This window comes from Hassallia byssoidea VB512170, assembly GCF_000817785.2.
Taxonomy (GTDB): Bacteria; Cyanobacteriota; Cyanobacteriia; order Cyanobacteriales; family Nostocaceae; genus Hassallia; species Hassallia carrinoi.
In genome coordinates this window covers 100,900-120,185 of sequence record NZ_JTCM02000007.1, presented here as the reverse complement: position 1 = coordinate 120,185, position 19,286 = coordinate 100,900, and the positions used below count along the sequence as shown (strand labels likewise).

General features: G+C 41.5%; 28 protein-coding genes and 1 tRNA gene. 17 read left to right on the top strand and 12 right to left on the bottom strand.

Going from position 1 to position 19,286, the window contains the following annotated elements:
- Positions 1 to 14: 14 nt before the first annotated feature.
- The 4 genes from PI95_RS05920 to PI95_RS05905 all read left to right on the top strand — a co-directional run bounded on the left by PI95_RS05920 (position 15) and on the right by PI95_RS05905 (position 3,446).
- The gene (locus tag PI95_RS05920; protein WP_163518642.1) at positions 15 to 263 is read left to right on the top strand and encodes a hypothetical protein; all 249 of its coding nucleotides are present in this window, start codon (positions 15 to 17) and stop codon (positions 261 to 263) included.
- Between the two features lie 123 nt (positions 264 to 386).
- Complete coding sequence (clpP, locus tag PI95_RS05915) at positions 387 to 1,082, top strand: ATP-dependent Clp endopeptidase proteolytic subunit ClpP (protein WP_039753616.1); 696 nt, start codon at positions 387 to 389, stop codon at positions 1,080 to 1,082.
- 18 nt (positions 1,083 to 1,100) lie between these two features.
- Positions 1,101 to 2,444: an ATP-dependent protease ATP-binding subunit ClpX gene (clpX, locus tag PI95_RS05910; protein ID WP_039754230.1), complete on the top strand. Its 1,344-nt coding sequence runs from the start codon at positions 1,101 to 1,103 to the stop codon at positions 2,442 to 2,444.
- A gap of 99 nt (positions 2,445 to 2,543) precedes the next feature.
- Positions 2,544 to 3,446 (top strand): alpha/beta fold hydrolase, encoded by a 903-nt coding sequence (locus PI95_RS05905; protein ID WP_039753617.1) that lies wholly within the window; start codon positions 2,544 to 2,546, stop codon positions 3,444 to 3,446.
- Between the two features lie 102 nt (positions 3,447 to 3,548).
- Here the strand turns inward: PI95_RS05905 and PI95_RS05900 are convergent, their stop codons facing one another.
- Both PI95_RS05900 and PI95_RS36680 read right to left on the bottom strand, forming a co-directional pair.
- Positions 3,549 to 4,535, bottom strand: coding sequence for a GntR family transcriptional regulator (locus tag PI95_RS05900; protein WP_039753618.1), 987 nt, complete (start codon positions 4,533 to 4,535; stop codon positions 3,549 to 3,551).
- A 271-nt stretch (positions 4,536 to 4,806) separates the two neighbouring features.
- Positions 4,807 to 4,929 carry a hypothetical protein gene (locus PI95_RS36680; RefSeq protein WP_268896663.1) on the bottom strand — a complete coding sequence of 41 codons (123 nt, stop codon included), beginning with the start codon at positions 4,927 to 4,929 and terminating at the stop codon, positions 4,807 to 4,809.
- Positions 4,930 to 4,969: 40 nt separating this feature from the next.
- Here PI95_RS36680 and PI95_RS05895 point away from each other — a divergent pair, with 40 nt between their 5' ends.
- Both PI95_RS05895 and PI95_RS05890 read left to right on the top strand, forming a co-directional pair.
- Positions 4,970 to 5,713, top strand: a complete 744-nt coding sequence (locus PI95_RS05895; RefSeq protein ID WP_039753620.1) for a dienelactone hydrolase family protein — start codon at positions 4,970 to 4,972, stop codon at positions 5,711 to 5,713.
- 169 nt (positions 5,714 to 5,882) lie between these two features.
- The gene (locus PI95_RS05890; RefSeq protein ID WP_039754231.1) at positions 5,883 to 6,788 is read left to right on the top strand and encodes a S1 RNA-binding domain-containing protein; all 906 of its coding nucleotides are present in this window, start codon (positions 5,883 to 5,885) and stop codon (positions 6,786 to 6,788) included.
- Positions 6,789 to 6,890: 102 nt separating this feature from the next.
- Here PI95_RS05890 and PI95_RS05885 read toward each other — a convergent pair whose 3' ends face one another.
- Positions 6,891 to 7,385 carry a hypothetical protein gene (locus tag PI95_RS05885; protein WP_039753622.1) on the bottom strand — a complete coding sequence of 165 codons (495 nt, stop codon included), beginning with the start codon at positions 7,383 to 7,385 and terminating at the stop codon, positions 6,891 to 6,893.
- A gap of 189 nt (positions 7,386 to 7,574) precedes the next feature.
- On the opposite strand from PI95_RS05885, the gene PI95_RS05880 reads away from it, so the two are divergent.
- The 3 genes from PI95_RS05880 (at position 7,575) to PI95_RS05870 (ending at position 8,773) form a co-directional block, all read left to right on the top strand.
- Positions 7,575 to 7,787, top strand: a complete 213-nt coding sequence (locus PI95_RS05880) for a helix-turn-helix domain-containing protein (protein WP_039753623.1) — start codon at positions 7,575 to 7,577, stop codon at positions 7,785 to 7,787.
- Between the two features lie 220 nt (positions 7,788 to 8,007).
- Positions 8,008 to 8,220 carry a helix-turn-helix domain-containing protein gene (locus tag PI95_RS05875; protein ID WP_039753625.1) on the top strand — a complete coding sequence of 71 codons (213 nt, stop codon included), beginning with the start codon at positions 8,008 to 8,010 and terminating at the stop codon, positions 8,218 to 8,220.
- Between the two features lie 340 nt (positions 8,221 to 8,560).
- Complete coding sequence (locus PI95_RS05870) at positions 8,561 to 8,773, top strand: helix-turn-helix domain-containing protein (protein ID WP_039754232.1); 213 nt, start codon at positions 8,561 to 8,563, stop codon at positions 8,771 to 8,773.
- A 12-nt stretch (positions 8,774 to 8,785) separates the two neighbouring features.
- On the opposite strand, the gene PI95_RS05865 is transcribed toward PI95_RS05870, so the two are convergent.
- The 3 genes from PI95_RS05865 to PI95_RS05855 are packed head-to-tail and all read right to left on the bottom strand — an operon-like array spanning position 8,786 to position 9,969.
- Positions 8,786 to 9,214, bottom strand: a complete 429-nt coding sequence (locus tag PI95_RS05865; RefSeq protein ID WP_039753627.1) for a hypothetical protein — start codon at positions 9,212 to 9,214, stop codon at positions 8,786 to 8,788.
- Positions 9,215 to 9,253: 39 nt separating this feature from the next.
- A complete protein-coding gene (locus PI95_RS05860) occupies positions 9,254 to 9,706 on the bottom strand; it encodes a type II toxin-antitoxin system VapC family toxin (RefSeq protein ID WP_039753628.1) in 453 nt (150 codons plus the stop codon).
- Entirely contained in the window at positions 9,703 to 9,969 is a 267-nt protein-coding gene (locus PI95_RS05855; RefSeq protein WP_039753629.1) for a FitA-like ribbon-helix-helix domain-containing protein, read from the bottom strand. The genes PI95_RS05860 and PI95_RS05855 overlap by 4 nt, the downstream gene beginning before the upstream one ends.
- 527 nt (positions 9,970 to 10,496) lie before the next feature.
- On the opposite strand from PI95_RS05855, the gene PI95_RS05850 reads away from it, so the two are divergent.
- Positions 10,497 to 11,939, top strand: a complete 1,443-nt coding sequence (locus PI95_RS05850; RefSeq protein WP_052325846.1) for a tetratricopeptide repeat protein — start codon at positions 10,497 to 10,499, stop codon at positions 11,937 to 11,939.
- Positions 11,940 to 12,265: 326 nt separating this feature from the next.
- Here the strand turns inward: PI95_RS05850 and PI95_RS05845 are convergent.
- Together PI95_RS05845 and PI95_RS05840 are read right to left on the bottom strand one after the other, a co-directional pair.
- Positions 12,266 to 12,350 (bottom strand) — tRNA-Ser (locus tag PI95_RS05845).
- A 44-nt stretch (positions 12,351 to 12,394) separates the two neighbouring features.
- Positions 12,395 to 13,348 (bottom strand): TIGR04168 family protein, encoded by a 954-nt coding sequence (locus PI95_RS05840; protein ID WP_236116946.1) that lies wholly within the window; start codon positions 13,346 to 13,348, stop codon positions 12,395 to 12,397.
- Between the two features lie 125 nt (positions 13,349 to 13,473).
- Between PI95_RS05840 and nadA the strand changes: the two genes are divergently transcribed.
- On the top strand, positions 13,474 to 14,448 hold the full coding sequence (nadA, locus tag PI95_RS05835; RefSeq protein WP_039753630.1) for a quinolinate synthase NadA: 975 nt from the start codon (positions 13,474 to 13,476) through the stop codon (positions 14,446 to 14,448).
- A 104-nt stretch (positions 14,449 to 14,552) separates the two neighbouring features.
- Here the strand turns inward: nadA and PI95_RS05830 are convergent, their stop codons facing one another.
- Complete coding sequence (locus PI95_RS05830) at positions 14,553 to 15,545, bottom strand: pentapeptide repeat-containing protein (RefSeq protein WP_052325847.1); 993 nt, start codon at positions 15,543 to 15,545, stop codon at positions 14,553 to 14,555.
- Between the two features lie 139 nt (positions 15,546 to 15,684).
- Between PI95_RS05830 and PI95_RS05825 the strand changes: the two genes are divergently transcribed.
- The 6 genes from PI95_RS05825 to PI95_RS05800 all read left to right on the top strand — a co-directional run bounded on the left by PI95_RS05825 (position 15,685) and on the right by PI95_RS05800 (position 18,628).
- On the top strand, positions 15,685 to 15,975 hold the full coding sequence (locus tag PI95_RS05825) for a hypothetical protein (RefSeq protein WP_039753631.1): 291 nt from the start codon (positions 15,685 to 15,687) through the stop codon (positions 15,973 to 15,975).
- Between the two features lie 472 nt (positions 15,976 to 16,447).
- On the top strand, positions 16,448 to 17,290 hold the full coding sequence (locus PI95_RS05820) for a hypothetical protein (protein ID WP_163518641.1): 843 nt from the start codon (positions 16,448 to 16,450) through the stop codon (positions 17,288 to 17,290).
- Between the two features lie 145 nt (positions 17,291 to 17,435).
- On the top strand, positions 17,436 to 17,627 hold the full coding sequence (locus PI95_RS05815; RefSeq protein ID WP_039753634.1) for a DUF6888 family protein: 192 nt from the start codon (positions 17,436 to 17,438) through the stop codon (positions 17,625 to 17,627).
- The gene (locus tag PI95_RS05810; RefSeq protein WP_039753636.1) at positions 17,624 to 17,830 is read left to right on the top strand and encodes a DUF6887 family protein; all 207 of its coding nucleotides are present in this window, start codon (positions 17,624 to 17,626) and stop codon (positions 17,828 to 17,830) included. The genes PI95_RS05815 and PI95_RS05810 overlap by 4 nt, the downstream gene beginning before the upstream one ends.
- 211 nt (positions 17,831 to 18,041) lie before the next feature.
- Positions 18,042 to 18,296 (top strand): hypothetical protein, encoded by a 255-nt coding sequence (locus PI95_RS05805; RefSeq protein WP_039753638.1) that lies wholly within the window; start codon positions 18,042 to 18,044, stop codon positions 18,294 to 18,296.
- On the top strand, positions 18,293 to 18,628 hold the full coding sequence (locus PI95_RS05800) for a type II toxin-antitoxin system RelE/ParE family toxin (RefSeq protein ID WP_039753640.1): 336 nt from the start codon (positions 18,293 to 18,295) through the stop codon (positions 18,626 to 18,628). The genes PI95_RS05805 and PI95_RS05800 overlap by 4 nt, the downstream gene beginning before the upstream one ends.
- Before the next feature lie 4 nt (positions 18,629 to 18,632).
- Here the strand turns inward: PI95_RS05800 and PI95_RS36675 are convergent, their stop codons facing one another.
- From PI95_RS36675 to PI95_RS05790, 3 genes are read right to left on the bottom strand one after another with little or no spacing between them, the layout of a single operon-like run.
- On the bottom strand, positions 18,633 to 18,752 hold the full coding sequence (locus PI95_RS36675) for a DUF433 domain-containing protein (RefSeq protein WP_336507025.1): 120 nt from the start codon (positions 18,750 to 18,752) through the stop codon (positions 18,633 to 18,635).
- Between the two features lie 17 nt (positions 18,753 to 18,769).
- A complete protein-coding gene (locus PI95_RS36670; RefSeq protein ID WP_268896657.1) occupies positions 18,770 to 18,865 on the bottom strand; it encodes a DUF433 domain-containing protein in 96 nt (31 codons plus the stop codon).
- Positions 18,866 to 18,886: 21 nt separating this feature from the next.
- The gene (locus tag PI95_RS05790) at positions 18,887 to 19,138 is read right to left on the bottom strand and encodes a type II toxin-antitoxin system HicB family antitoxin (protein ID WP_052325848.1); all 252 of its coding nucleotides are present in this window, start codon (positions 19,136 to 19,138) and stop codon (positions 18,887 to 18,889) included.
- Between the last annotated feature and the right edge of the window lie 148 nt (positions 19,139 to 19,286).

Genomic DNA, 19,286 nt, shown 5'->3' with positions numbered 1-19,286 from the left:
GGGACAAGGCAGACTTGGGGACAAGGGGACAAGGCAGACTTGGGGACAAGGCAGACTTGGGGGACAAGGCAGACTTGGGGGACAAGGGGACAAGGAAGACAACGGAGACAACGGAGACAACGGGGACAAGGCAGACTTGGGGGACAAGGACGAATTTCTCCCCCTCTCCCCATCCCCCCTCTCCCCCTCTCCTTGTCCCCCCCCATCCCCCCATCCCCCCCTCTTTTATACCCAGATTACCGCCCAAGCTTGATAGTGTGTAACACGAGAGCTATTTATATAAGGCATAATGGTTAACACATAGCTAAAATACAAATCAAATTCGCTCGTGTTAGGCAGCAAATCGCGCCTTTATCTTTGTCCTAATTATTCTCAAACGTTCTTTTATGCTTATATCGCAGTCGGGAAATGACCCAATCAACAGTTTGGGTCTAAGACAAATTAACTCTCAAAGCAGCCCTAGCAACATCGTCCCGATGGTGGTAGAGCAATCTGGTATGGGAGAAAGAGCTTTCGATATCTTCTCCCGCTTGCTGCGAGAGCGGATTATCTTTTTGGGCACGCCAATCGACGATACTATTGCTAACTCAATTGTTGCTCAGTTGCTGTTTTTGGATGCCGAAGACTCAGAAAAAGACATTCAACTGTACATCAATTCTCCCGGCGGCTCCGTCTACGCGGGAATGGCAATCTATGATACAATACAACAAATTCGCCCGGATGTTGTAACTATTTGTTTCGGATTAGCTGCGAGCATGGGGGCGTTTCTGCTGACTGCTGGAACCGCTGGTAAGCGGATGTCTCTACCCGATTCTCGGATTATGATTCACCAACCGCTCGGTGGCGCTCAAGGGCAAGCAATTGACATAGAAATTCAGGCAAGAGAAATTCTTTACATTAAGTCAAAGTTGAATCAGTTATTGTCTGAGCATACTGGTCAACCCTTAGAAAGAATCGAGGCTGATACTGAGCGCGACTTCTTCATGTCGGCAGAAGAAGCGAAAAACTACGGTTTGATCGACCAAGTTATTTCCAGACAAAATCTACCCACCGCTGGGGAAAACGTCACCATTGTGAAATAAGAGGCTGGTATGGCTGGTATGACTAAGTACGACTCCCATTTAAAATGTTCATTTTGTGGCAAGTCTCAAGAGCAGGTGCGTAAATTAATCGCCGGACCAGGAGTCTACATATGCGATGAATGCGTAGACTTGTGTAATGAAATACTAGATGAGGAGTTACTCGACACGAATGGTGCGGCAACACCACCAGCCGCACCCCGGTCAGAACCGCCTCAAAAACGTCGCGCTCGGTCTAACAGTATCTCATTTAATCAAATACCCAAGCCACAAGAGATTAAGAAATATCTCGACGAACACGTTATTGGTCAAGACGAAGCCAAGAAAGTGCTGTCAGTGGCGGTTTACAATCATTACAAACGATTGGCGATTGTCCAGTCTAAAGGCAGTGGCAAACCTGGGGCAGATGATGCTGTAGAGTTGCAAAAGTCCAACATTTTGCTGATGGGACCGACCGGTTGCGGTAAAACTCTATTAGCACAAACTTTGGCGAAAATTTTAGATGTACCCTTTGCCGTCGCTGATGCCACAACGCTGACGGAAGCAGGGTATGTAGGAGAAGATGTAGAAAATATCTTGCTGCGACTGTTGCAAGTAGCCGATTTAGATGTGGAAGAAGCCCAAAGAGGAATAATCTACATCGACGAAATAGACAAGATTGCTCGCAAAAGCGAAAACCCCTCGATTACACGGGATGTTTCTGGCGAAGGCGTGCAGCAAGCTTTGCTGAAGATGTTAGAAGGAACGATCGCCAACGTACCACCCCAAGGAGGACGCAAGCATCCGTATCAAGATTGTATACAAATTGATACAAGTAATATTTTATTCATCTGTGGCGGCGCTTTTGTAGGTCTGGAAAAAGTTGTAGATCAGAGAGTTGGCAAAAAGTCAATGGGCTTTGTCCAACCTGGAGAAGGTGTATCCAAAGAAAAGCGAGTGGCAGATACTCTGCGCCATCTAGAACCAGACGATCTAGTGAAGTTTGGGATGATTCCCGAATTCATTGGACGGATACCAATGGTAGCGGTAGTAGATCCGTTGGATGAAGAAGCACTGATGGCGATTATGACGCAACCCCGCAGCGCCTTGGTGAAACAGTACCAAAAACTGCTGAAGATGGATAACGTCCAGCTAGACTTTAAACCAGATGCCTTGAAAGCGATCGCTCAAGAAGCCTATCGCCGCAAAACCGGTGCGAGGGCGCTGCGCGGTATTGTGGAAGAACTGATGTTGGATGTAATGTACGAGTTACCCTCTCGTAAAGATGTGACTCGCTGTACAGTAACGCGAGAGATGGTAGAGAAGCGATCGACCGCCGAATTGCTGATGCATCCATCCTCACTACCCAAGCCAGAATCAGCATAGAGAGTCATTAGTCAAGAGTCATTAGTCATTAGTAAAAGGGCTCTTGACTTTTAACTTTTGACTTTTGACTTTTGACTTTTGACTTTTGACTTTTGACAAATGCCTTACATTAATGTTCGGGGTGTTGAACACTATTACGAGTGGATAAAAAAATTATCTGGTTCGCAGGTGAAACCAGTGATGGTTTTTATTCATGGTTGGGCGGGTTCGGCTAGGTATTGGCAAAGCACCGCTCATGCTTTATCAGATAAATTTGATTGTTTGCTTTATGATTTGCGCGGTTTTGGGCGTTCCGGTGGACAACCAATTGTAGCTAAAGCAAGTGAATCTGTGGTTGAGTCAGTTGAGTCGCAGTCAGTAGAAGAAGAAGATCGGGCGATCGCTGAGTTAACTTATGAATTAGAAGAATATGCTGACGACTTGAAAGTGTTGCTAGATAAGTTGCAACTACAGCAGGTTTATATTAATGCTCATTCAATGGGCGCCTCAATTGCTACTTTATTTCTCAACCGCTACCCCCAACGAGTAGAACGAGCAATTTTGACTTGTAGCGGCATTTTTGAGTACGATGAAAAAGCGTTTGCAGCCTTTCATAAATTCGGTGGTTACGTAGTTAAATTCCGTCCCAAATGGTTAGGAAAAATACCATTTGTTGACCGAATGTTTATGGCGCGATTTTTACATCGTCCCATACCAGCGGCGGAACGTCAGGCTTTTTTGCAAGATTTTTTGCTAGCAGATTATGATGCTGCCTTAGGCACAATTTTTACTTCTGTAAGCAAGGCGGCATCTGAGTTAATGCCCGATGAATTCGCGAAAGTGACAGTTCCTACCTTGCTGGTGGCGGGGGAATATGACAAAATTATACCCGCTCAGATGGGGCATCAAGCAGCGGCATTAAACGATAAAGTAGAATATGCCCTGATTAAGCGTACTGCTCATTTCCCGATGTTGGAAGACGCACCAACTTATTTACGGCTGGTGCGAGAGTTTTTGAAATAAGGGGTAATGGGTAATGGGTAATGGGTAATAGCTAGTTTTTTCCCGCGCTTGTGAATACTTATTTAACCAACTGCTTACGCCTAACGGCGTGACTTGGTAAGCTTACCCCAAACCCAGTTCTCTTTTGAGCAAGTTAATCGATTTAGTACCAATGTAATTTTCACTGCGAATCAGTTTAGGTGGACGAATAATGTCCTCTTGAGCGGCTTGGACTGCGGCTTGGACTGCGGAAAAACTGACTTGATCGCTGCTAAAAATCACTTCGGCACGTTTAACGAGCGCTTGAAGTTTGTAGGCATCTTTTGGTTGAGAAGTCATCACGAGTAGTTCATCTCCCCGAAAGCCGTGGATGATCACTTCTGTGGCGCGGAGAATGCCAGAACTGAGGCTGACTATGCCCACACAGCTATCTTTTGGTAGGGTTCTCACCAAATTGATTTCTTTGGCGTAGTCGTAGATATCTAGGGGAATGACTCGCACAGTTTTCGGGGCAGCGATCGCTTCCACTTCCGCGATAAAATACCGACTTGTAACCACAGTGGCAGAGGATGTTTGGTCTAACACTGTAATTAAATTTTCCATCGCTACCAACTGTACTGGTATTTTCAGGGATTGTTCTAATTCATACATCATTAACTCGCCAGCACCAATATCTTGAGATGGAGCCGCCACTAGTACCCGCGCACTACAACGCAAGCGCCAATCAATTTCTGCCAAGAATATCTCACGAGCTTGATTGAGCGAGCAGCCTTGAGAAAGCAGTTCATCCATTGCTAGTTGGACAACTTTGTATGCTTCGGGATGTTGCTTGAGAATTGGCGATTTCAGCCGACTTCCGCCTTCATGACCTTGAGCGCGGACGTAAATTCCGGAACCAGCGAGACTTTCGACAAATCCCTCTTCTTCTAACTGGCGGTAAACTTTGCTGATCGTATTGCGATGTAACCCCGTCTGCATTGCCAGCGCTCGCGTGCTTGGCAATTTGTACCCAGGTGGATATTGCCGGGAAGCGATCGCAAACCGGATTTGATTAAACAGCTGGGTTGATGCGGGAATTTCACTGTCTGGCTGAATACGGAATTGAATCATCACCAAACCTCCTTCATGTGCTAGTAGTGGTATGCGACCAGCTGCATATGCTACTTGTCAAATATTTTATTCGTACATGGAATTGATAGGCGTGGAAATTTCTTATGCAGTCAATAATTCCTAATTGGTAGTTTGATTTAAACTTGGGACTGGTGAGGCAGCGCGCACAATTTCATTGAGCGTTTCCCTCGGAAGGTATAGGAGGGGGAGCAAAGGAAAACTGGGTATTGGGGAAGAAAATTATTCTTTATTTCTCATTTTTAATTTTTAATCAAGCGTCCAAGCGTCGTCGCCAAAATAAGTGCGCGATCGCGTCCGCGTGTTCGCGCAGCGTAGGCGTGACAGGAGAAGGAGAAGAAAGCGACTTGTTGAGATGAAGTTGAGATCCTGGCATAGTTATATCTGATAATTACAAAGCATGAGTAAAAATAATTATGATTCAAGCAATCGATACCAAAACGGTTAAGCTTTCCCAAGGCAATCTAGAAATAGAGGCTTATCTGGCACAACCACAAGAACCAGGTTCCTACCCAGGTATTGTGGTATTGCAAGAAATTTTTGGTGTCAACGCCCATATTCGCGAAGTTACAGAACGTATCGCCAAACTTGGATATGTAGCGATCGCCCCAGCAATTTTTCAACGTATCGCTCCAGGTTTTGAAACTGGCTATACCCCAGAAGATATTGAAACTGGCAGAAACTATGCGATGCAAACTAAAGCATCAGAGTTACTGAGCGATGTTCAAACGGCGATTGACTACCTCAAAACCCTCCCCAAAGTGAAAAAAGATGGTTTTGGGTGTATTGGCTTTTGCTTTGGCGGTCATGTAGCATATCTCACCTCTACTTTACCAGATATTAAAGCTACCGCTTCATTCTACGGCGCAGGCATTACCAGCCGCACACCTGGAGGCGGCGCTCCCACCCTTACCCTCACTCCAGATATCAAAGGCACATTATATGCTTTTTTTGGCAAGGAAGATGCCAGCATTCCTCAAGAGCAGGTAGATCAAATAGAGGCAGAGTTAGAAAAATATAAAATCGAGCATCGTGTGTTTCGCTACGATGGAGCTGACCACGGATTTTTCTGTAACCATCGCGCCAGCTATAATCCTTCATCGGCGGCTGATGCTTGGGAGCAGGTGAAACAACTGTTTGACAGCCAGCTGGCGGTGTAGAAACAAACGCCTTGCAATTGGCATCTTCGCGTTGCAATTCGCGATTCGCTCACCAAAGAACCGCCTGACTGCACGCATAACTACTACTGAGTTGTTAAGTGGACGTTGTTTGGCGGTTAATAAAACTCCAGTGGCATCAGCTCTATATAGCAATTTATCTGAAAAGATCATGAATTCCGAAGCGAAACTTTCTCAAAAAGCCAACTCGTCATTCACAATGGACGATTTTGCCAAAGCACTGGAAAAACACGACTATCAGTTTCAAAAGGGACAGGTGGTACACGGTAAAGTGTTCCAGCTTGACCATGATGGAGCATATGTCGATATTGGCGGCAAATCGTCAGCTTTTATCCCCCGCGATGAGGCTTCTTTGAGAGCAGTAACCAATTTGTCGGAGGTGTTGCCGCTACAAGAAGAACTGGAATTTATAATTATCCGAGAACAGGATGCAGAAGGTCAAGTTACCCTGTCTCGGAAACAACTGGAAATTAAGCACATCTGGGAACGGCTGGTGCAAATGCAGGAAAATAGCCAGACGGTACAAGTGCGGGTAATGGGCGTGAATAAAGGTGGTGTCACCGTTGATTTGCTAGGTTTGCGGGGATTTATTCCGCGATCGCACTTGGTTGAGCGTGATAATTTAGAAGCTCTTAAAGGTCAAACTTTAACTACTGGCTTTTTAGAAATTGATCGCAGTAATAATAAGCTCATACTTTCTCAGCGCTTGGCGACTCGTTCTGCCGGCTTCAGTATGTTGACTAATGGTCAGTTGGTCGAAGGTAAAGTTACTGGTATCAAGCCTTTTGGCGTGTTTGTTGATTTGTCAGGTATTAGTGCCTTACTCCACATTAAGCAGGTAAGCCAAAAATTTATTGACAATCTAGAAAAAGTCTTTCAAGTCGGTCAGGACGTTAAAGCTGTAATTATTGACTTGGATGAAGGTAAAGGTCGCGTTGCTCTTTCTACCAGAGTTTTGGAAAACTTCCCAGGCGAAATTCTGGAGAATATGGACGAGGTAATGGCTTCAGCCGAAGCGCGTGCAGCGCGTGCGTCGAACAAAGCTGAAGAAAGCTAGTTGATAGTTGTTGGTTGATAGTTGTTGGTTGATGGTTGTTGGTTGTTGGTTGATGGTTGTTTTTCCACTAACGACTAACTACTAACGACTAACCACTAACGACTAACTACTAACGACTAACCACTTACTCTGTTGGCGATAGCTGTCTCGCAGTTCCTGCAATCTTTCTTCATGAAACGCAAATTTAATTAACGCGACCAATTTGCCCCAAGTGTACAACACAGCTTCTGAGGGCGATCGCCAAAATTCGTTTAGAAAAAATTTCACCCACAACTCAGGCGCTTTGCTTCTTCTTCCTTGTTCATTTTGCTTTTTCCAACGCTTGCGCCATTTGATGAAGTCGGCTGTGGTGGGTGGCTCTACTCCTATTATTGGCGGAAAATCAGCGTAGCTGACAAATTTACTCACTCCCTTGGCGTGGACGTAAACTATATATCGCCAGCATTCCACTACATAAATATCTTCAAAGTTAATGTTAAACATGATTGTCACTGCTTCTTCTGTGACAAATCGCGAGCTGTTGTGGCGAATCGACGATTTGTGTACTATTTTTGATTCACGGATGACTATCGCTTTTGGCTTGAGTGATGATAACATAAAGTAAACCTCACGTTTTAATGAGATACCTCTTGATTAATGAAATACCTCTTGATTTAAGGGATTCTCGTTTGACGAAATATGGTTTTTCTGAACTAGCGATCGCCTTTCAGTTTCCTACGCCAAAAGGCGATCGTTTTATACTATAGTATAATTAAACGACTAAAGATAGTCAATCGTCAATAGGGAATGGGAGTAATTAGGCTACGCATTAGAGAACTTGCTGCTGAGAAAGGCTGGACAATTAAGGAAGTGTCAGATCGTTCCGGCGTGGTGTACAGTACTTTGAGAACCTATGCCCGTTCGCCTGGGATGTCAATGGTTGACTTTACTGCAATCCAGAAATTAGCTCGCACCTTTGATGTGATGATTGAGGATTTAGTTGAAGTCGTTGAGGACTAGGCTATCTTGTAAGAATTTTTATGGCGATCGCCCTTTATCGCTATTGGTTTGAGTGATGATAACATAAAGTAAACCTGTGAGCGGATTTGTCCGAAAATTCCATCTTGTTTAGGGGATTTGAACTTTCGCGATCGCGCTTTAGTGTTGACTACGCCGGGGGGCGATCGTTTTATAGACTACAATTATTAAAGACTCATATAAATCAATTGTCAAGTAAATTATGGGAATGATTAGGCTGCGCGTTCGAGAATTTGCTGCACAGAAGGGTTGGACGATAAAAGAAGTATCTGACCGTTCCGGCGTGGTCTACAGCACCCTGAGAACATATGCGCGATCGCCTGGATTAGAAACTGTTGACTTCACAGCAATCCAGAAGTTAGCCCGCACGTTTGATGTGATGATTGAGGACTTAGTGGAGGTAGTACGGGAGTAGGCAACTAATCGTAATTTATATATCGCTTCTCATTCCACTAGATAAATATCTTCACTGATTGATATTAAACATGATTTCAACGCCGATTCTGTGACAAATCGCTTTGATGAAGTGGCGAATGGACGATTTGTGAACAATTTTTCATTCGCGGATGACGAGCGTTTTTGGCTTGAGTGATGATAACATAAAATAGACCTGTGAGCGGATTTGGACGAAAATTCCATCCCGTTTACGGAATATGAATAATGCGATCGCCTTTCTTGTTTTCTACGACTTAAGGCGATCGTTTTATAGCTTACAATTATTAAACGACAATAAAGTATCACTTGTCAAGCGCAAAATGGGGCTTGTTAGGTTAAAAATTAGAGAATTTGCTGATGAAAAGGGTTGGACGTTGAAAGAAGTGTCTGACCGTTCCGGATTAGTGTATAGTACCGTAAGAGCCTATGCACGATCGCCTGGGATGGGAAGCGTTGACTTTACGGCAATCCAGAAATTAGCCCGTTTGTTTGATGTGATGATTGAGGATTTGGTTGAAGTAATCGAGGAGTAAGCGCGTTGCTAGTTAATCCCACCAAGCATACAGCACACTAAAATTTATCTCTGTTTCATCAGCGCTTTCTGCAAATTTCTCAAACTTATCTCTGAGATTAAAATCAATTCGAGATTCAATTAGTTCCGTCTCTATCCTTACTTCAATTCCCTCAATGCTGGTTCGGTAATCTTCTCGATCGGGGGAAATTGCATATCCAATAAAGACTGGATTATAACCTCTGGCAAGACACTTTTTGCCAAATTCGTAGAACTGTTCAATTGTGGGAGAAAAGTTTTGTTTTTCCTGTGGGTTAGCAAATCCCTCTTTTAACAACTTCTCTAGCTGATTCAAAGACAAGTTGTGGAAACGCTCTGCACCACCTAAATCTTCATCCCAATTTATACGCTCACCAAAAACAATTTCATCGCGTCGATGATAATCGTGGTTAAGATTGTTCATTTGGTTGTTTTATGTATTCTAATTGATCGGCGTTTAAATTCAGGACAAGAGCGGAACCTCAAAATCATTAAACGAGACAACATCGTAAGAAGTAGTAGCTAAAGCCTTAACAAGCTTTTGATCAAGAGTCAGCAAAGTAGCATTAACTTGTTGTGAAAGCGCAACATAAGAAGCATCATAAGCCGAAATCCCATGAGCCAAAGCAATACTTACAGCATCTGCCATTAAATCAGCAGTGGAGACGACACGCAAGGGAAAAGCTTTGAGACTAGCTAAATCTGCTGGGACATCAGCAACAGCATAAAGTCCAGCACGCACATACTTCCAAAGGATGTTGCCACACTCAATGTAAAATAGGTCTGGGACAAAGATTTGTGTTTGTGGATTGCTCAGGTGAGCAAACAGTTGATTAACTTTAGGGGTTAGCGGGTCGGGGATGAATTGCTTAATGCCTACATTAGCATCCACGACACACCTAAAAGGAGTAGTCATCTATCGCGGTCTTCTCGGATCATAGCAGTGCTATCGAGCCATTCGATATCAGTCCGACGATTTTCACGACGTTGACGAATTTCCTCTAAAACTTTTGGGACATTTTGTCGCTTTTGTTCTTCTGTTTCTTGTGCTTGAGTTGTCAAGACTTGTTCTAACAAAGTGATAACTTGAGCATTTATTGAACGGTGCTGAGATGCAGCTAACTCTTGCAGCTTTGCATACAAATCATCGGGTAAATTTCTTACATAAAGGGTAGCCATTGGTTGACCTCCAAGCAGGATTTATACTTTATGCTAGCAGAATGCAAGCTGGGAGGGGAGAGGGAGCGATCGCGCAAATTATTTGTCTGTGCGATCGCTAAATTGTTTGTTGGATGTGAATTACATAGATTGTGCAAAATTCCCACTATTACCAGCAAATAGAGATTTTAAGATTTACCAGCCAAATTATGTTATGTATTATCACGTAATTTTCAAGTTTACGTAAGAGTACCCAGGATTAATTATTGCCATTAATTGTATAAAAATTACAAGCTATTCATGGCAGTAATTCAACTATTTTTATGAGGTAATACCAAGTAAAGGTTTATTATTTTGAGTTGTTGTCACCGAATTTATACTTACTTAATTTTCAACATTTACTTGAAGTTGAAGAACTTTTTTATAAAACTTCAGAGTTTCCACAAATGGAAAATAATCAAAATGCTATTACTATTTATAAAGTACATAAATGCTCGCAATAGGCATTATTTTAAATCAAAATTTTTCTGGATAAGATTGGAGGATAAATGAGTATAGAAGAATTTGTTGTAGATGTTGCTGAAGAATGTATATTAAATGAATTTACTAGTAGTAACAAAGTAGGGGCAGTAGCAGGTGGTGTAGGAGCATTGTGTGCAATAGGTGCTTTAGGTTTGACAGGCCCAATTGCAATACCTGTAGCTATAGCCGGAGGAGTTTTGGCTGGTGCAAAAGGAGAGTCTTCAGTTAAAAATGCAGCAAGAAGTATAGGTTCTATAGTTGAAAGTGTAGCATCTGGAGTAGGTTCCGTAGTTGGTTATGCAACCAAAGGAATAACAGGAGGATTTTTAGGGTTTATTGATATATTCAAAAGCGATGAGGATTTTTTTAAAAGAGGGGTTGAGAGGCTTGAAAATGAACAGTATACAGAGGCACTTGAAGATTTTTCCAAAGCAATAGAAATCAACCCTCAATATTCCGAAGCATATTTCTTAAGGGGTTGTATTTATTTTGATGCTCGTGAGTATCAAGAAGCCATTGAAGATTTTTCTAAAGCAATAGAAATTAACCCTGAATGGGATGAAGCGTATTTTTTAAGGGGATGTATTCGCTCTGACGTTCATGACTACCGAGGAGCTATTACTGATTACTCACAGACAATCATAATTAATCCTGAGCATTTTGAGGCTTATTGTAATAGAGGGCATCTTTTAGCTGCACAAAAAAATTATGATGGTGCTATTTCCGATTATACACAATGTATTACCATAAAACCAAATGAAATAGAGATTTATGAAAGAAGAGGAAGGATATATATTGAGATTAAAGAGTACAAATGTGCTTTATCAGACTACACGCAAGTAATTAGATTGGATCAACGAAAATTTGATGCTTACTTTATCAGAGGTTCCATATTTATTGATTTAAAAGACTATAAAGAAGCAATAAAAGATTTTACTTACATTATAGAAAAGAACTATAATTTAGCCGATGCACACTTATATAGAGCTAATGCTTATTTAGCAAACGAAAATTATCATCAAGCAATTGCAGATTTTACTCAAGTTATCAAGATTCGTCCTAATGATGTACCTTGCTTATTAAGCCGTGCTGACGCTCGTGCTATTCTTAAGGATTACAATGGTGCTATTGCAGATTATACTTTAGTTATTAAAAATCAATCTGAATCTGTTGATGCATACTTTAAAAGAGGTAATAGTCGCAGTCTGCAAAGAGATTTCAAAGGAGCAATTCAAGACTATAATCAAGCCATACAAATTGATCCCAATTATGCTTTTGCATATGTAAAACGTGGTTCTATTCGTAAAAAACAAGGAAAAAATAAAGAAGCAATAGAAGATTTCAAGCTAGCAATCACTATTTTTTATAAAAAGTCAATGTTAAGTGAAGTAAGAAATCTTCAACAAGAAATCAGAAATTTGGAAAATGAAATTAAAAATACTCCTTGGTGGAAAACACGGATTTTTTAAAATCAACCTTAAATAAAGCTCGCTCAATAAGTGAAGAGAGTGGAGTCATTAATCTTCTGCAAAAATAATTTCCCTCGTTGACTGCTTAAAGCGATCACCTGCATATACAATAGACTTCTTGCAAAAGTCGTTCTTTTCGCACTCTTCTTTGCGCCTACCCTGCGGGAACGCCTAAAGGCGAATGCGTGAGGCAAATAAATATTTATGCAAGAGGTATAATCCCATCTTGACTGATGGGGAAATCTTAGGATTGGTGCTTTACTCAATTTGCTGCTTGCTTTTATGCTTCTGTCCTACGTATACAAACTGAATCCCTCACCTAAAAACGGAGAAGGGGAGATTCGAACTCCCGGATGCTTTCACATCATCCGATTTCAAGTCGGACGCAATCGACCACTCTGCCACCTCTCCAGGTAGACTGTCAGCTAAGACAGACATATCATACTATATCTCATTTACGCAGTTTGCACTACTTGATTGGGTTGTTCATATAAAATTTCTTCTGAAGCGACGGTGAAATCTTTGCCAACCCAAACTAAAGAGACTTGGGAAACAACACCTGCTTTCAAGGTGACTATCGAGAAATTACGCAAGCGATCGCTATTATTTTGTACAATTCTCGGCACGCTCGCTGCATTTAAATAAATCGTGTTTTCTGTGGCTACAAGCGACTTTCGCAGCATTTTCTTTGTGTGTCGCAGACTGTGGTGCATGTGACCAAATGTTACCAGAGGAATGCTTTTTCCAGCAGCGCGAACAGAAGCGATCGCCTCGGTAAAATCTGGATCGCCAAAGTCTCCACCTTTCGGTTCCCAATCTTTACCACAAGGGTCTTCAGGACGATCGCCTAAACCAACGGGTCCATTGTGACCGATAAAAATAATTGTCTCATAAGCGGCGCTATTTGCTGCGGCGACAATGCGATCGCAAGATTCTTTAAAACTCGTCACTCCATACCGTTCTTCGTAAAAATCATTATTTTTCCACTGCGGTCCACCCCAGCTAAAGGGACGACTCCCCACCACAGATAAATTTAATTCGGGAAAATCCAGCTTGCTGTAACCGACATGAATTTTACCCAATAAATCGAGTTGTTGCTGTACCCAATCTTCTTTAGTGCGATCGTAGGGACACTTTCTGCGTCCCCAATCTGTTGCCGAGTACCATGCATCGTGGTTTCCCATCACCGCAGCTTTGGGGATGTCAAGGGAAGCGATCGCTTTTACCACATTTACCGACTCGTTACCAAAATCGCCGACAAACAGCACTAAGTCAATACCCAGATGTTTCAGCGCAATTCCATCTTCTTCTTCCCATTGGTCGTGAACATCTCCGACTACAGCTATTTTCACCATGCTTGTTTTTTTCTGACTGCTCATGCCATCTTCCTTGCCATCTTCTTCCAGCATAGGAAACTCAAGCTGATTTTGACACAATCCCAAAGAAGGAGGATTAACCGTCTCCTATTTTTGGTAAAAACTACTATAATTGATTCCACAAGACAATTACTTGCATCTTTTAGCAACTCCTAACTGTGTTTACCACTGCACTTGCTCAACGAGACAACACCCAACTGGGTGCATTACCACGCGATTTATTTGCCGCGATTGAGAGTCTGAAAAAAGAACTCAACGCCGTAATTCTGGCACATTATTATCAAGAGCCAGATATTCAGGATATCGCAGACTTTATTGGCGATTCACTACAACTGGCAAATGCAGCAGCGAAAACTCATGCTGATGTAATTGTCTTTGCTGGTGTTCACTTCATGGCAGAAACGGCAAAGATTCTCAATCCTGACAAATTGGTACTTTTACCAGATTTGACTGCTGGTTGTTCTTTAGCTGATAGTTGTCCACCGCAGGATTTTGCAGACTTTAAAGCAGCGCATCCCGGACATTTGGTGATTTCTTACATCAACTGTTCCGCCGAAATTAAGGCGATGAGCGATATTATCTGCACCAGTTCCAATGCTGTGAAGATAGTGCAGCAGATACCGAAAGAGCAACCGATTATTTTTGCTCCCGATCGCAACTTGGGACGGTATGTGATGGAACAAACAAAGCGAGACTTGGTACTGTGGCAAGGAAGCTGTATAGTGCATGAAACCTTTTCTGAGAAGAAGATGGTGCAGTTAAAAATAGCACATCCCCAAGCAGAGGCGATCGCCCACCCAGAATGTGAAACTTCCGTATTGCGCCACGCCAGTTTTATTGGCTCTACAGCGGCTTTACTCAAATATTGTCAAGAAAGTCCAACAAAAGAATTCATCGTGGCTACAGAGCCAGGAATCATCCACCAAATGCAAAAATTAGCACCGCACAAACAGTTTATTCCCGCACCGCCGATGAATAATTGTAATTGTAACGAGTGTCCGTTTATGCGGTTGAATACGCTGGAGAAGTTGTATTTGGCGATGAAGAATCGGGCGCCGGAAATTACAATGTCTGAAGAGATACGGTTAGCAGCGTTGCGTCCGATGCAGCGGATGTTAGAGATGAGCGTTTAGGTATTTGTGGAGACGTGAGCGATCGCGTCTCTACACATCTACCCACAGAATAATTTTGGATTAGTGTGAAATAACACCAATTATGCTGTCTTTCCCAGCTTGCCTTAATCTCTTACGAATGATCTAGAGCTAACAATTTTGCCATTAGATAAAGTAAGTTCAGTAAAAATGTCAAATCCTGGATGATTTGACGAAGAAAAAATATTATTAATGTTAGTTTTAATCAGGATTGCACCTTTGAAATCTGCTCCTGTGACATCAGATCCTGTGAGGTCTGTCTCCGTTAAGTTGGCTTTCACTAAAATTGCATTTTTAAGATTACAACCTCTCATTTTTGCCCGTCTTAGATTAGCTTCTCGGAGAACGGCTTTTGCCAGATTAGCTGGTTTAGGCAATGAAGTTTGCTCATCCATGTCTTCTTTTCTCGGTACAATTAGCATTAGATCTACGTCTGTAAGGTTTGCTTTGTAGAGCCAAGCACCTTCTAAATTACTTCCCCGAAGAACAGCTCCTTCAAGGTTTGCCTGCTCCAAATTAGCATTTTTGAGGTTTGCCCTCTCCAAATTAGCTTTGTAGAGGTTAGCTCCAGAGAGATTAGCTTCTGATAGGTCGGCATCTTGAAGATCAGCTTCTGTTAAATCAGCACCTGTCAGATCAGCACCGTTTAGGATTGTCCTTTCTCCTGTGCGTTCTGTAGAGTTTAAATCTCCTGTTTCTGTTTCAAATGGCTCCAACCAACTTGCTCTTGAAAGAATAGCACCTCTTAAATCTGCTCCAGAAAGATTTGCTTTTGTAAGATTTGCTCCGCTCAGAACAGCTTTTCTACAATCAGAACCTCGCAAATTTGCTTCAGTGAGGTTCACATCTTGCAAAGAAGCTTCTTGTAGAATTGATGCTGTCAAGTTCGTTTTTGAAAGATTGGCATTGCTAAAGTCAAACTTGGAAAGGTTCAGGCAAGATAGGTCTAAGCCAGACAAATCTTCATCCGTATTTTCTAGATATGGAGTACCATTATTGAGTCGTTCTTTAAGTCTTTTAGCTACTTCGATAGATTTTGAGACTATATCCATGTATTCTTGAAACTCGTTGTCGCTCATTAGCTACCCTCTATGGTTGCTCGTTTACTCCACTATGTTGACGTAAGATAAATTAAACGTTATCAGTAAAAATACGGCTAATTTGTCTGAGTAAGGATAAAGTTAAGATTTTATTCAAATACCCTACTAGTGAAATTTTATGAAATTCAGAAATATCGATATTTATAGAAGTAATGATTTTGCTACAGAGAAACTGAGTAAAAGCGAACTCCAGGAAATTTTATCTGCTCTTAATAGCTGCAATTTTTCTAGAAGGATTGCCCTACCTGAAAATCATGCCTATCAACAGCCTGATGATTTGAAGGATGATCTCTGCCATACGACAGCTCGTAAATACGCTTCAATCAACAAAAATCTCATACAGGTTTCAGGCTACGTCATTACATTTTTTCCTAAAGCTGCAAAACTGATTGCTCATTCAGTTGTCTGAGAAGTAAATACAGGAAATCTATTAGAACTAATGCATCCTTTATACCCTGTAGACTATGAATTTATAGAACATTCTTCTGGAAGCCGAGGCTATGACTTAAAAGCTTGGTTATAGAATTGTAAATTGGGTAAAACGAACCAACACCTAACAAAATAATACGATTAGGTTGCGTTTTGCTTAAATCAACCTACGGTTTTAAGTTTAGATAAATTGCAATACGCGCTCTTGGTGTCTGTGCAAAGTGCGATCGCTCTCCCGATCCAAAGTTACCTTTGAGAGTATAAGTGCTTGTGGTTAGGCTTTCAGGAGGCGACTAATTATACTGAGATACATTTTAGTTTTAACTATTTAAATTCCGTATCTCTACTAAACGAGGTATCGTCCCTGCTCGTATACGATGAGCTTGAGCTATGTAAGCTCTGTGATATCTAATTATCTAGTGAAGCTTTTTACGGAGTTGATAAATAAAACAATGGGACTAATTTCTAGAAGAATTATATTTGTCATCAATATCATCACAGTCATGATCTTAAGTTTTGGCTGTGAGTCTAGCAAAGAACAGGCTATTAACTCTGAGCCATTAATAGAAGTGGATACAACAGAGTACAGAAGTGTATGGCAAGACAGCTATGGAAATGAGTTCTATTTTGTAAAGGAACCATTTAGCTTGCCTACAATTTCTACATTCATGCCAGATCCAGCTTACTTTAGTATAGTTGACAAAAATAAGGATAAGAACTTTCCACCAGAATACAATCCTTATATTCGTTCTTTCCATGCTTTCAAACTTTTTAAAAAGAACGGGTTAGTTATTTACTATGGAAGAGCTAGTAGAGGCACAATGACTTTTATTGGCGACGGTACCTATTCTATAGATCCAAATAATTCTCGGAGAAAGACTTGGATGTATTTTCCAAAATGTGTTTTTAATTTAACCGATCAAACCCTAGAGTATAATGAACAATCTTATGACTATTATCAAAAAGCAGATGATTATTTCGCGTCTGTAAATTTAAATACATTGGAAGTTGAAAATCAAACTCTAACTCATTATGAATATGACACTAGCATGAATAAACCTTTACCATCAATTGTTCCTGCCAAAACAGGTTTTTGCAAATTTCAACTTATAGAAAACTCTTTCAATAAGGAAGGAGTAGGTAATTATAATGTAACTGATGGAAATGCTAATATAATACTTTCAGTAAACAGAACCTTGAAATTATTATCCAAAGAAATTCCTGAGAATGCGGAAATTCAATATAGCAAGCAGGATATACTGAGAATGCTTGATGATATTGATGTATATAAATAGGATTGCTTTCTCTGCGCTTTTGGTATTTGAGGGAATAATGCGTTCACGGAGTGACTCTGTAAGAGTATCGCACTCGTAATCCCTGCGGCTAAATGCGATACTCAAAGCCGCTATTATCAGGTGTGTAAGTTAAACTTTTAGGAGTATGGAACCCACAGATAAACAAGCCCAAGGGCTTTATCGGCTATGCTATCGATTAACAAATGTTATCTATCCTGGGTGGCAGTATAGAAGCGTTGAAATTGTCAGAACAGATGAGCGTACTGGGAATCTATACGTGTTAGCTGGAGACAACCTCGACTTTGAGATTAAACCAACAGGAGGTTACGAGGCATGACAACGGCAAATTATGACGCAATGAGTATTGACGAGTTACGTCAATATGTTTTGACTCACCGAGAAGATTTAGAAGCGTTTCATCTATATATAGATCGTTCCAAAGCATCGGGACGTATGATTACCATTGACCCAGATAATAATCAGTGGGAACAAGACCTTGAATCCCAAATTCAGCAATCGACTTTCGATAAAAACGAGTAAAATTTGTTGCGACTTCGGTTTTGGTAAGCTGTAGAGTGTTAATTTAGTTTATCGATACACAACAATATGGTTTCAAGTTTAGATTAAGTGCAATACTCGCTCTTTGTGTTTGTGCAAAGTGCGACGATCGCCTTCATTCAAACAGCAAACAATTGTTATCTAGCTCTGTTAGAATGACGTGCAGAGGCTTGATATTAAAGGAAGCAAGTCTATGACCATAGTAATTTCTCTCAGTCCGGAAGTCGAAGCGCGACTTCGTGAAAAAGCTGCACAAAGCGGACAGGATGTAAGTATTGTTGCAGCCCAAATGCTGGCTAGCGTTTTGGAGTGGGAAGCGCAAGACTCGCAAGAAGCTATTGAGGGTATCCAGCGTGGGTTGGATGATTTTGAGGCAGCGCGGTTCCGTTCTTTTGATGAGTTTGCCGAAGAACAACGTCGCAAGTATAATCTGCCAACCGATTCATGAAATACCGCATTGAAATTTCCAGTGTGGCTGAAGCTGAGGCGGATGGTGCATTTCTAAGGATATCTCAAATCACATCTGAACATAGCGCAAGCCAGTGGTATGCAGGGTTGCTCAAAGCAATCGAATCTTTATCGACAATGCCAAAGCGTTGTCCCATAGCACGAGAGAATGAATATTTCAGCAACGAAATTCGGCAACTTCTCTACGGTCAAGGACGTAACTCATACCGTATCCTTTTTACCATTGTGGAAGGTGAAAATATCTTGACTGTCCGCATTCTGCACATCAGACACGCTGCACAACAAACACTCGGTATGAGTGAGGATGAATAGCAACTTAAACCTGTAATAGGTAAACTTTTTCAGCTTTCAACATTATACTGGCATAGCTTAAACAAGCCTGGATATCTTCAACCGTTAAGCCTGGATAGTTTCTCAAAATATCTGCATTTTGCACATCCTTCTGCCAGCAGCTCAATGATAAATTCTACAAGCCTTGCGTGTCCCCTTAATAGTGGGTTTACCGACCAGAATCTCTGGGTTAATCACGATTCGCTCTTGCCAACTCATAGGATTGCCAAATTGATTGGGTTATATTTTAAGATTACTCTGATTTGCTGCCTTATTCATTGTAGGGCGATCGCTCCTTAGCAAAGATACAAAATTTTCTTCTGGAACAGGCAAACCGTCTTCTTCCAAAGCAGCAATGTAGCCTGTTATAGCTTCCTTAATATTTGACAACGCTTCTTCTTGTGTTTTACCCTGGCTAACACATCCCTTCAGGCTTGGGCATTCCACAACCCAATAGTTATCCTCATCTTTATACATAATTACTTGCCTCATCTCTTGCTATGAATCCTCAAACTATGGTGTTTTGCTATATAGTAAACTTTATCCTGTAGGTTGGACTTACAGAACAAACCCCAATCGATATTTCCCGTCAAGTTGTATTTGGGTGAGTTAAAACGAGTAAAGAGCGAATTCTCAGTCT

Excerpts from the sequence above, each read along its gene's own strand:
- clpP (WP_039753616.1), top strand. The coding sequence starts at position 387 with ATGCTTATATCGCAGTCGGGAAATGACCCAATCAACAGTTTGGGTCTA.
- clpX (WP_039754230.1), top strand. The coding sequence starts at position 1,101 with ATGACTAAGTACGACTCCCATTTAAAATGTTCATTTTGTGGCAAGTCT.
- PI95_RS05905 (WP_039753617.1), top strand. The coding sequence starts at position 2,544 with ATGCCTTACATTAATGTTCGGGGTGTTGAACACTATTACGAGTGGATA.
- PI95_RS05900 (WP_039753618.1), bottom strand. The coding sequence starts at position 4,535 with ATGATTCAATTCCGTATTCAGCCAGACAGTGAAATTCCCGCATCAACC.
- PI95_RS36680 (WP_268896663.1), bottom strand. The coding sequence starts at position 4,929 with ATGCCAGGATCTCAACTTCATCTCAACAAGTCGCTTTCTTCTCCTTCT.
- PI95_RS05895 (WP_039753620.1), top strand. The coding sequence starts at position 4,970 with ATGATTCAAGCAATCGATACCAAAACGGTTAAGCTTTCCCAAGGCAAT.
- PI95_RS05890 (WP_039754231.1), top strand. The coding sequence starts at position 5,883 with ATGAATTCCGAAGCGAAACTTTCTCAAAAAGCCAACTCGTCATTCACA.
- PI95_RS05885 (WP_039753622.1), bottom strand. The coding sequence starts at position 7,385 with ATGTTATCATCACTCAAGCCAAAAGCGATAGTCATCCGTGAATCAAAA.
- PI95_RS05880 (WP_039753623.1), top strand. The coding sequence starts at position 7,575 with ATGGGAGTAATTAGGCTACGCATTAGAGAACTTGCTGCTGAGAAAGGC.
- PI95_RS05875 (WP_039753625.1), top strand. The coding sequence starts at position 8,008 with ATGGGAATGATTAGGCTGCGCGTTCGAGAATTTGCTGCACAGAAGGGT.
- PI95_RS05870 (WP_039754232.1), top strand. The coding sequence starts at position 8,561 with ATGGGGCTTGTTAGGTTAAAAATTAGAGAATTTGCTGATGAAAAGGGT.
- PI95_RS05865 (WP_039753627.1), bottom strand. The coding sequence starts at position 9,214 with ATGAACAATCTTAACCACGATTATCATCGACGCGATGAAATTGTTTTT.
- PI95_RS05860 (WP_039753628.1), bottom strand. The coding sequence starts at position 9,706 with ATGACTACTCCTTTTAGGTGTGTCGTGGATGCTAATGTAGGCATTAAG.
- PI95_RS05855 (WP_039753629.1), bottom strand. The coding sequence starts at position 9,969 with ATGGCTACCCTTTATGTAAGAAATTTACCCGATGATTTGTATGCAAAG.
- PI95_RS05850 (WP_052325846.1), top strand. The coding sequence starts at position 10,497 with ATGAGTATAGAAGAATTTGTTGTAGATGTTGCTGAAGAATGTATATTA.
- PI95_RS05840 (WP_236116946.1), bottom strand. The coding sequence starts at position 13,348 with ATGCTGGAAGAAGATGGCAAGGAAGATGGCATGAGCAGTCAGAAAAAA.
- PI95_RS05830 (WP_052325847.1), bottom strand. The coding sequence starts at position 15,545 with ATGAGCGACAACGAGTTTCAAGAATACATGGATATAGTCTCAAAATCT.
- PI95_RS05825 (WP_039753631.1), top strand. The coding sequence starts at position 15,685 with ATGAAATTCAGAAATATCGATATTTATAGAAGTAATGATTTTGCTACA.
- PI95_RS05820 (WP_163518641.1), top strand. The coding sequence starts at position 16,448 with ATGGGACTAATTTCTAGAAGAATTATATTTGTCATCAATATCATCACA.
- PI95_RS05815 (WP_039753634.1), top strand. The coding sequence starts at position 17,436 with ATGGAACCCACAGATAAACAAGCCCAAGGGCTTTATCGGCTATGCTAT.
- PI95_RS05810 (WP_039753636.1), top strand. The coding sequence starts at position 17,624 with ATGACAACGGCAAATTATGACGCAATGAGTATTGACGAGTTACGTCAA.
- PI95_RS05805 (WP_039753638.1), top strand. The coding sequence starts at position 18,042 with ATGACCATAGTAATTTCTCTCAGTCCGGAAGTCGAAGCGCGACTTCGT.
- PI95_RS05800 (WP_039753640.1), top strand. The coding sequence starts at position 18,293 with ATGAAATACCGCATTGAAATTTCCAGTGTGGCTGAAGCTGAGGCGGAT.
- PI95_RS36670 (WP_268896657.1), bottom strand. The coding sequence starts at position 18,865 with ATGAGTTGGCAAGAGCGAATCGTGATTAACCCAGAGATTCTGGTCGGT.
- PI95_RS05790 (WP_052325848.1), bottom strand. The coding sequence starts at position 19,138 with ATGAGGCAAGTAATTATGTATAAAGATGAGGATAACTATTGGGTTGTG.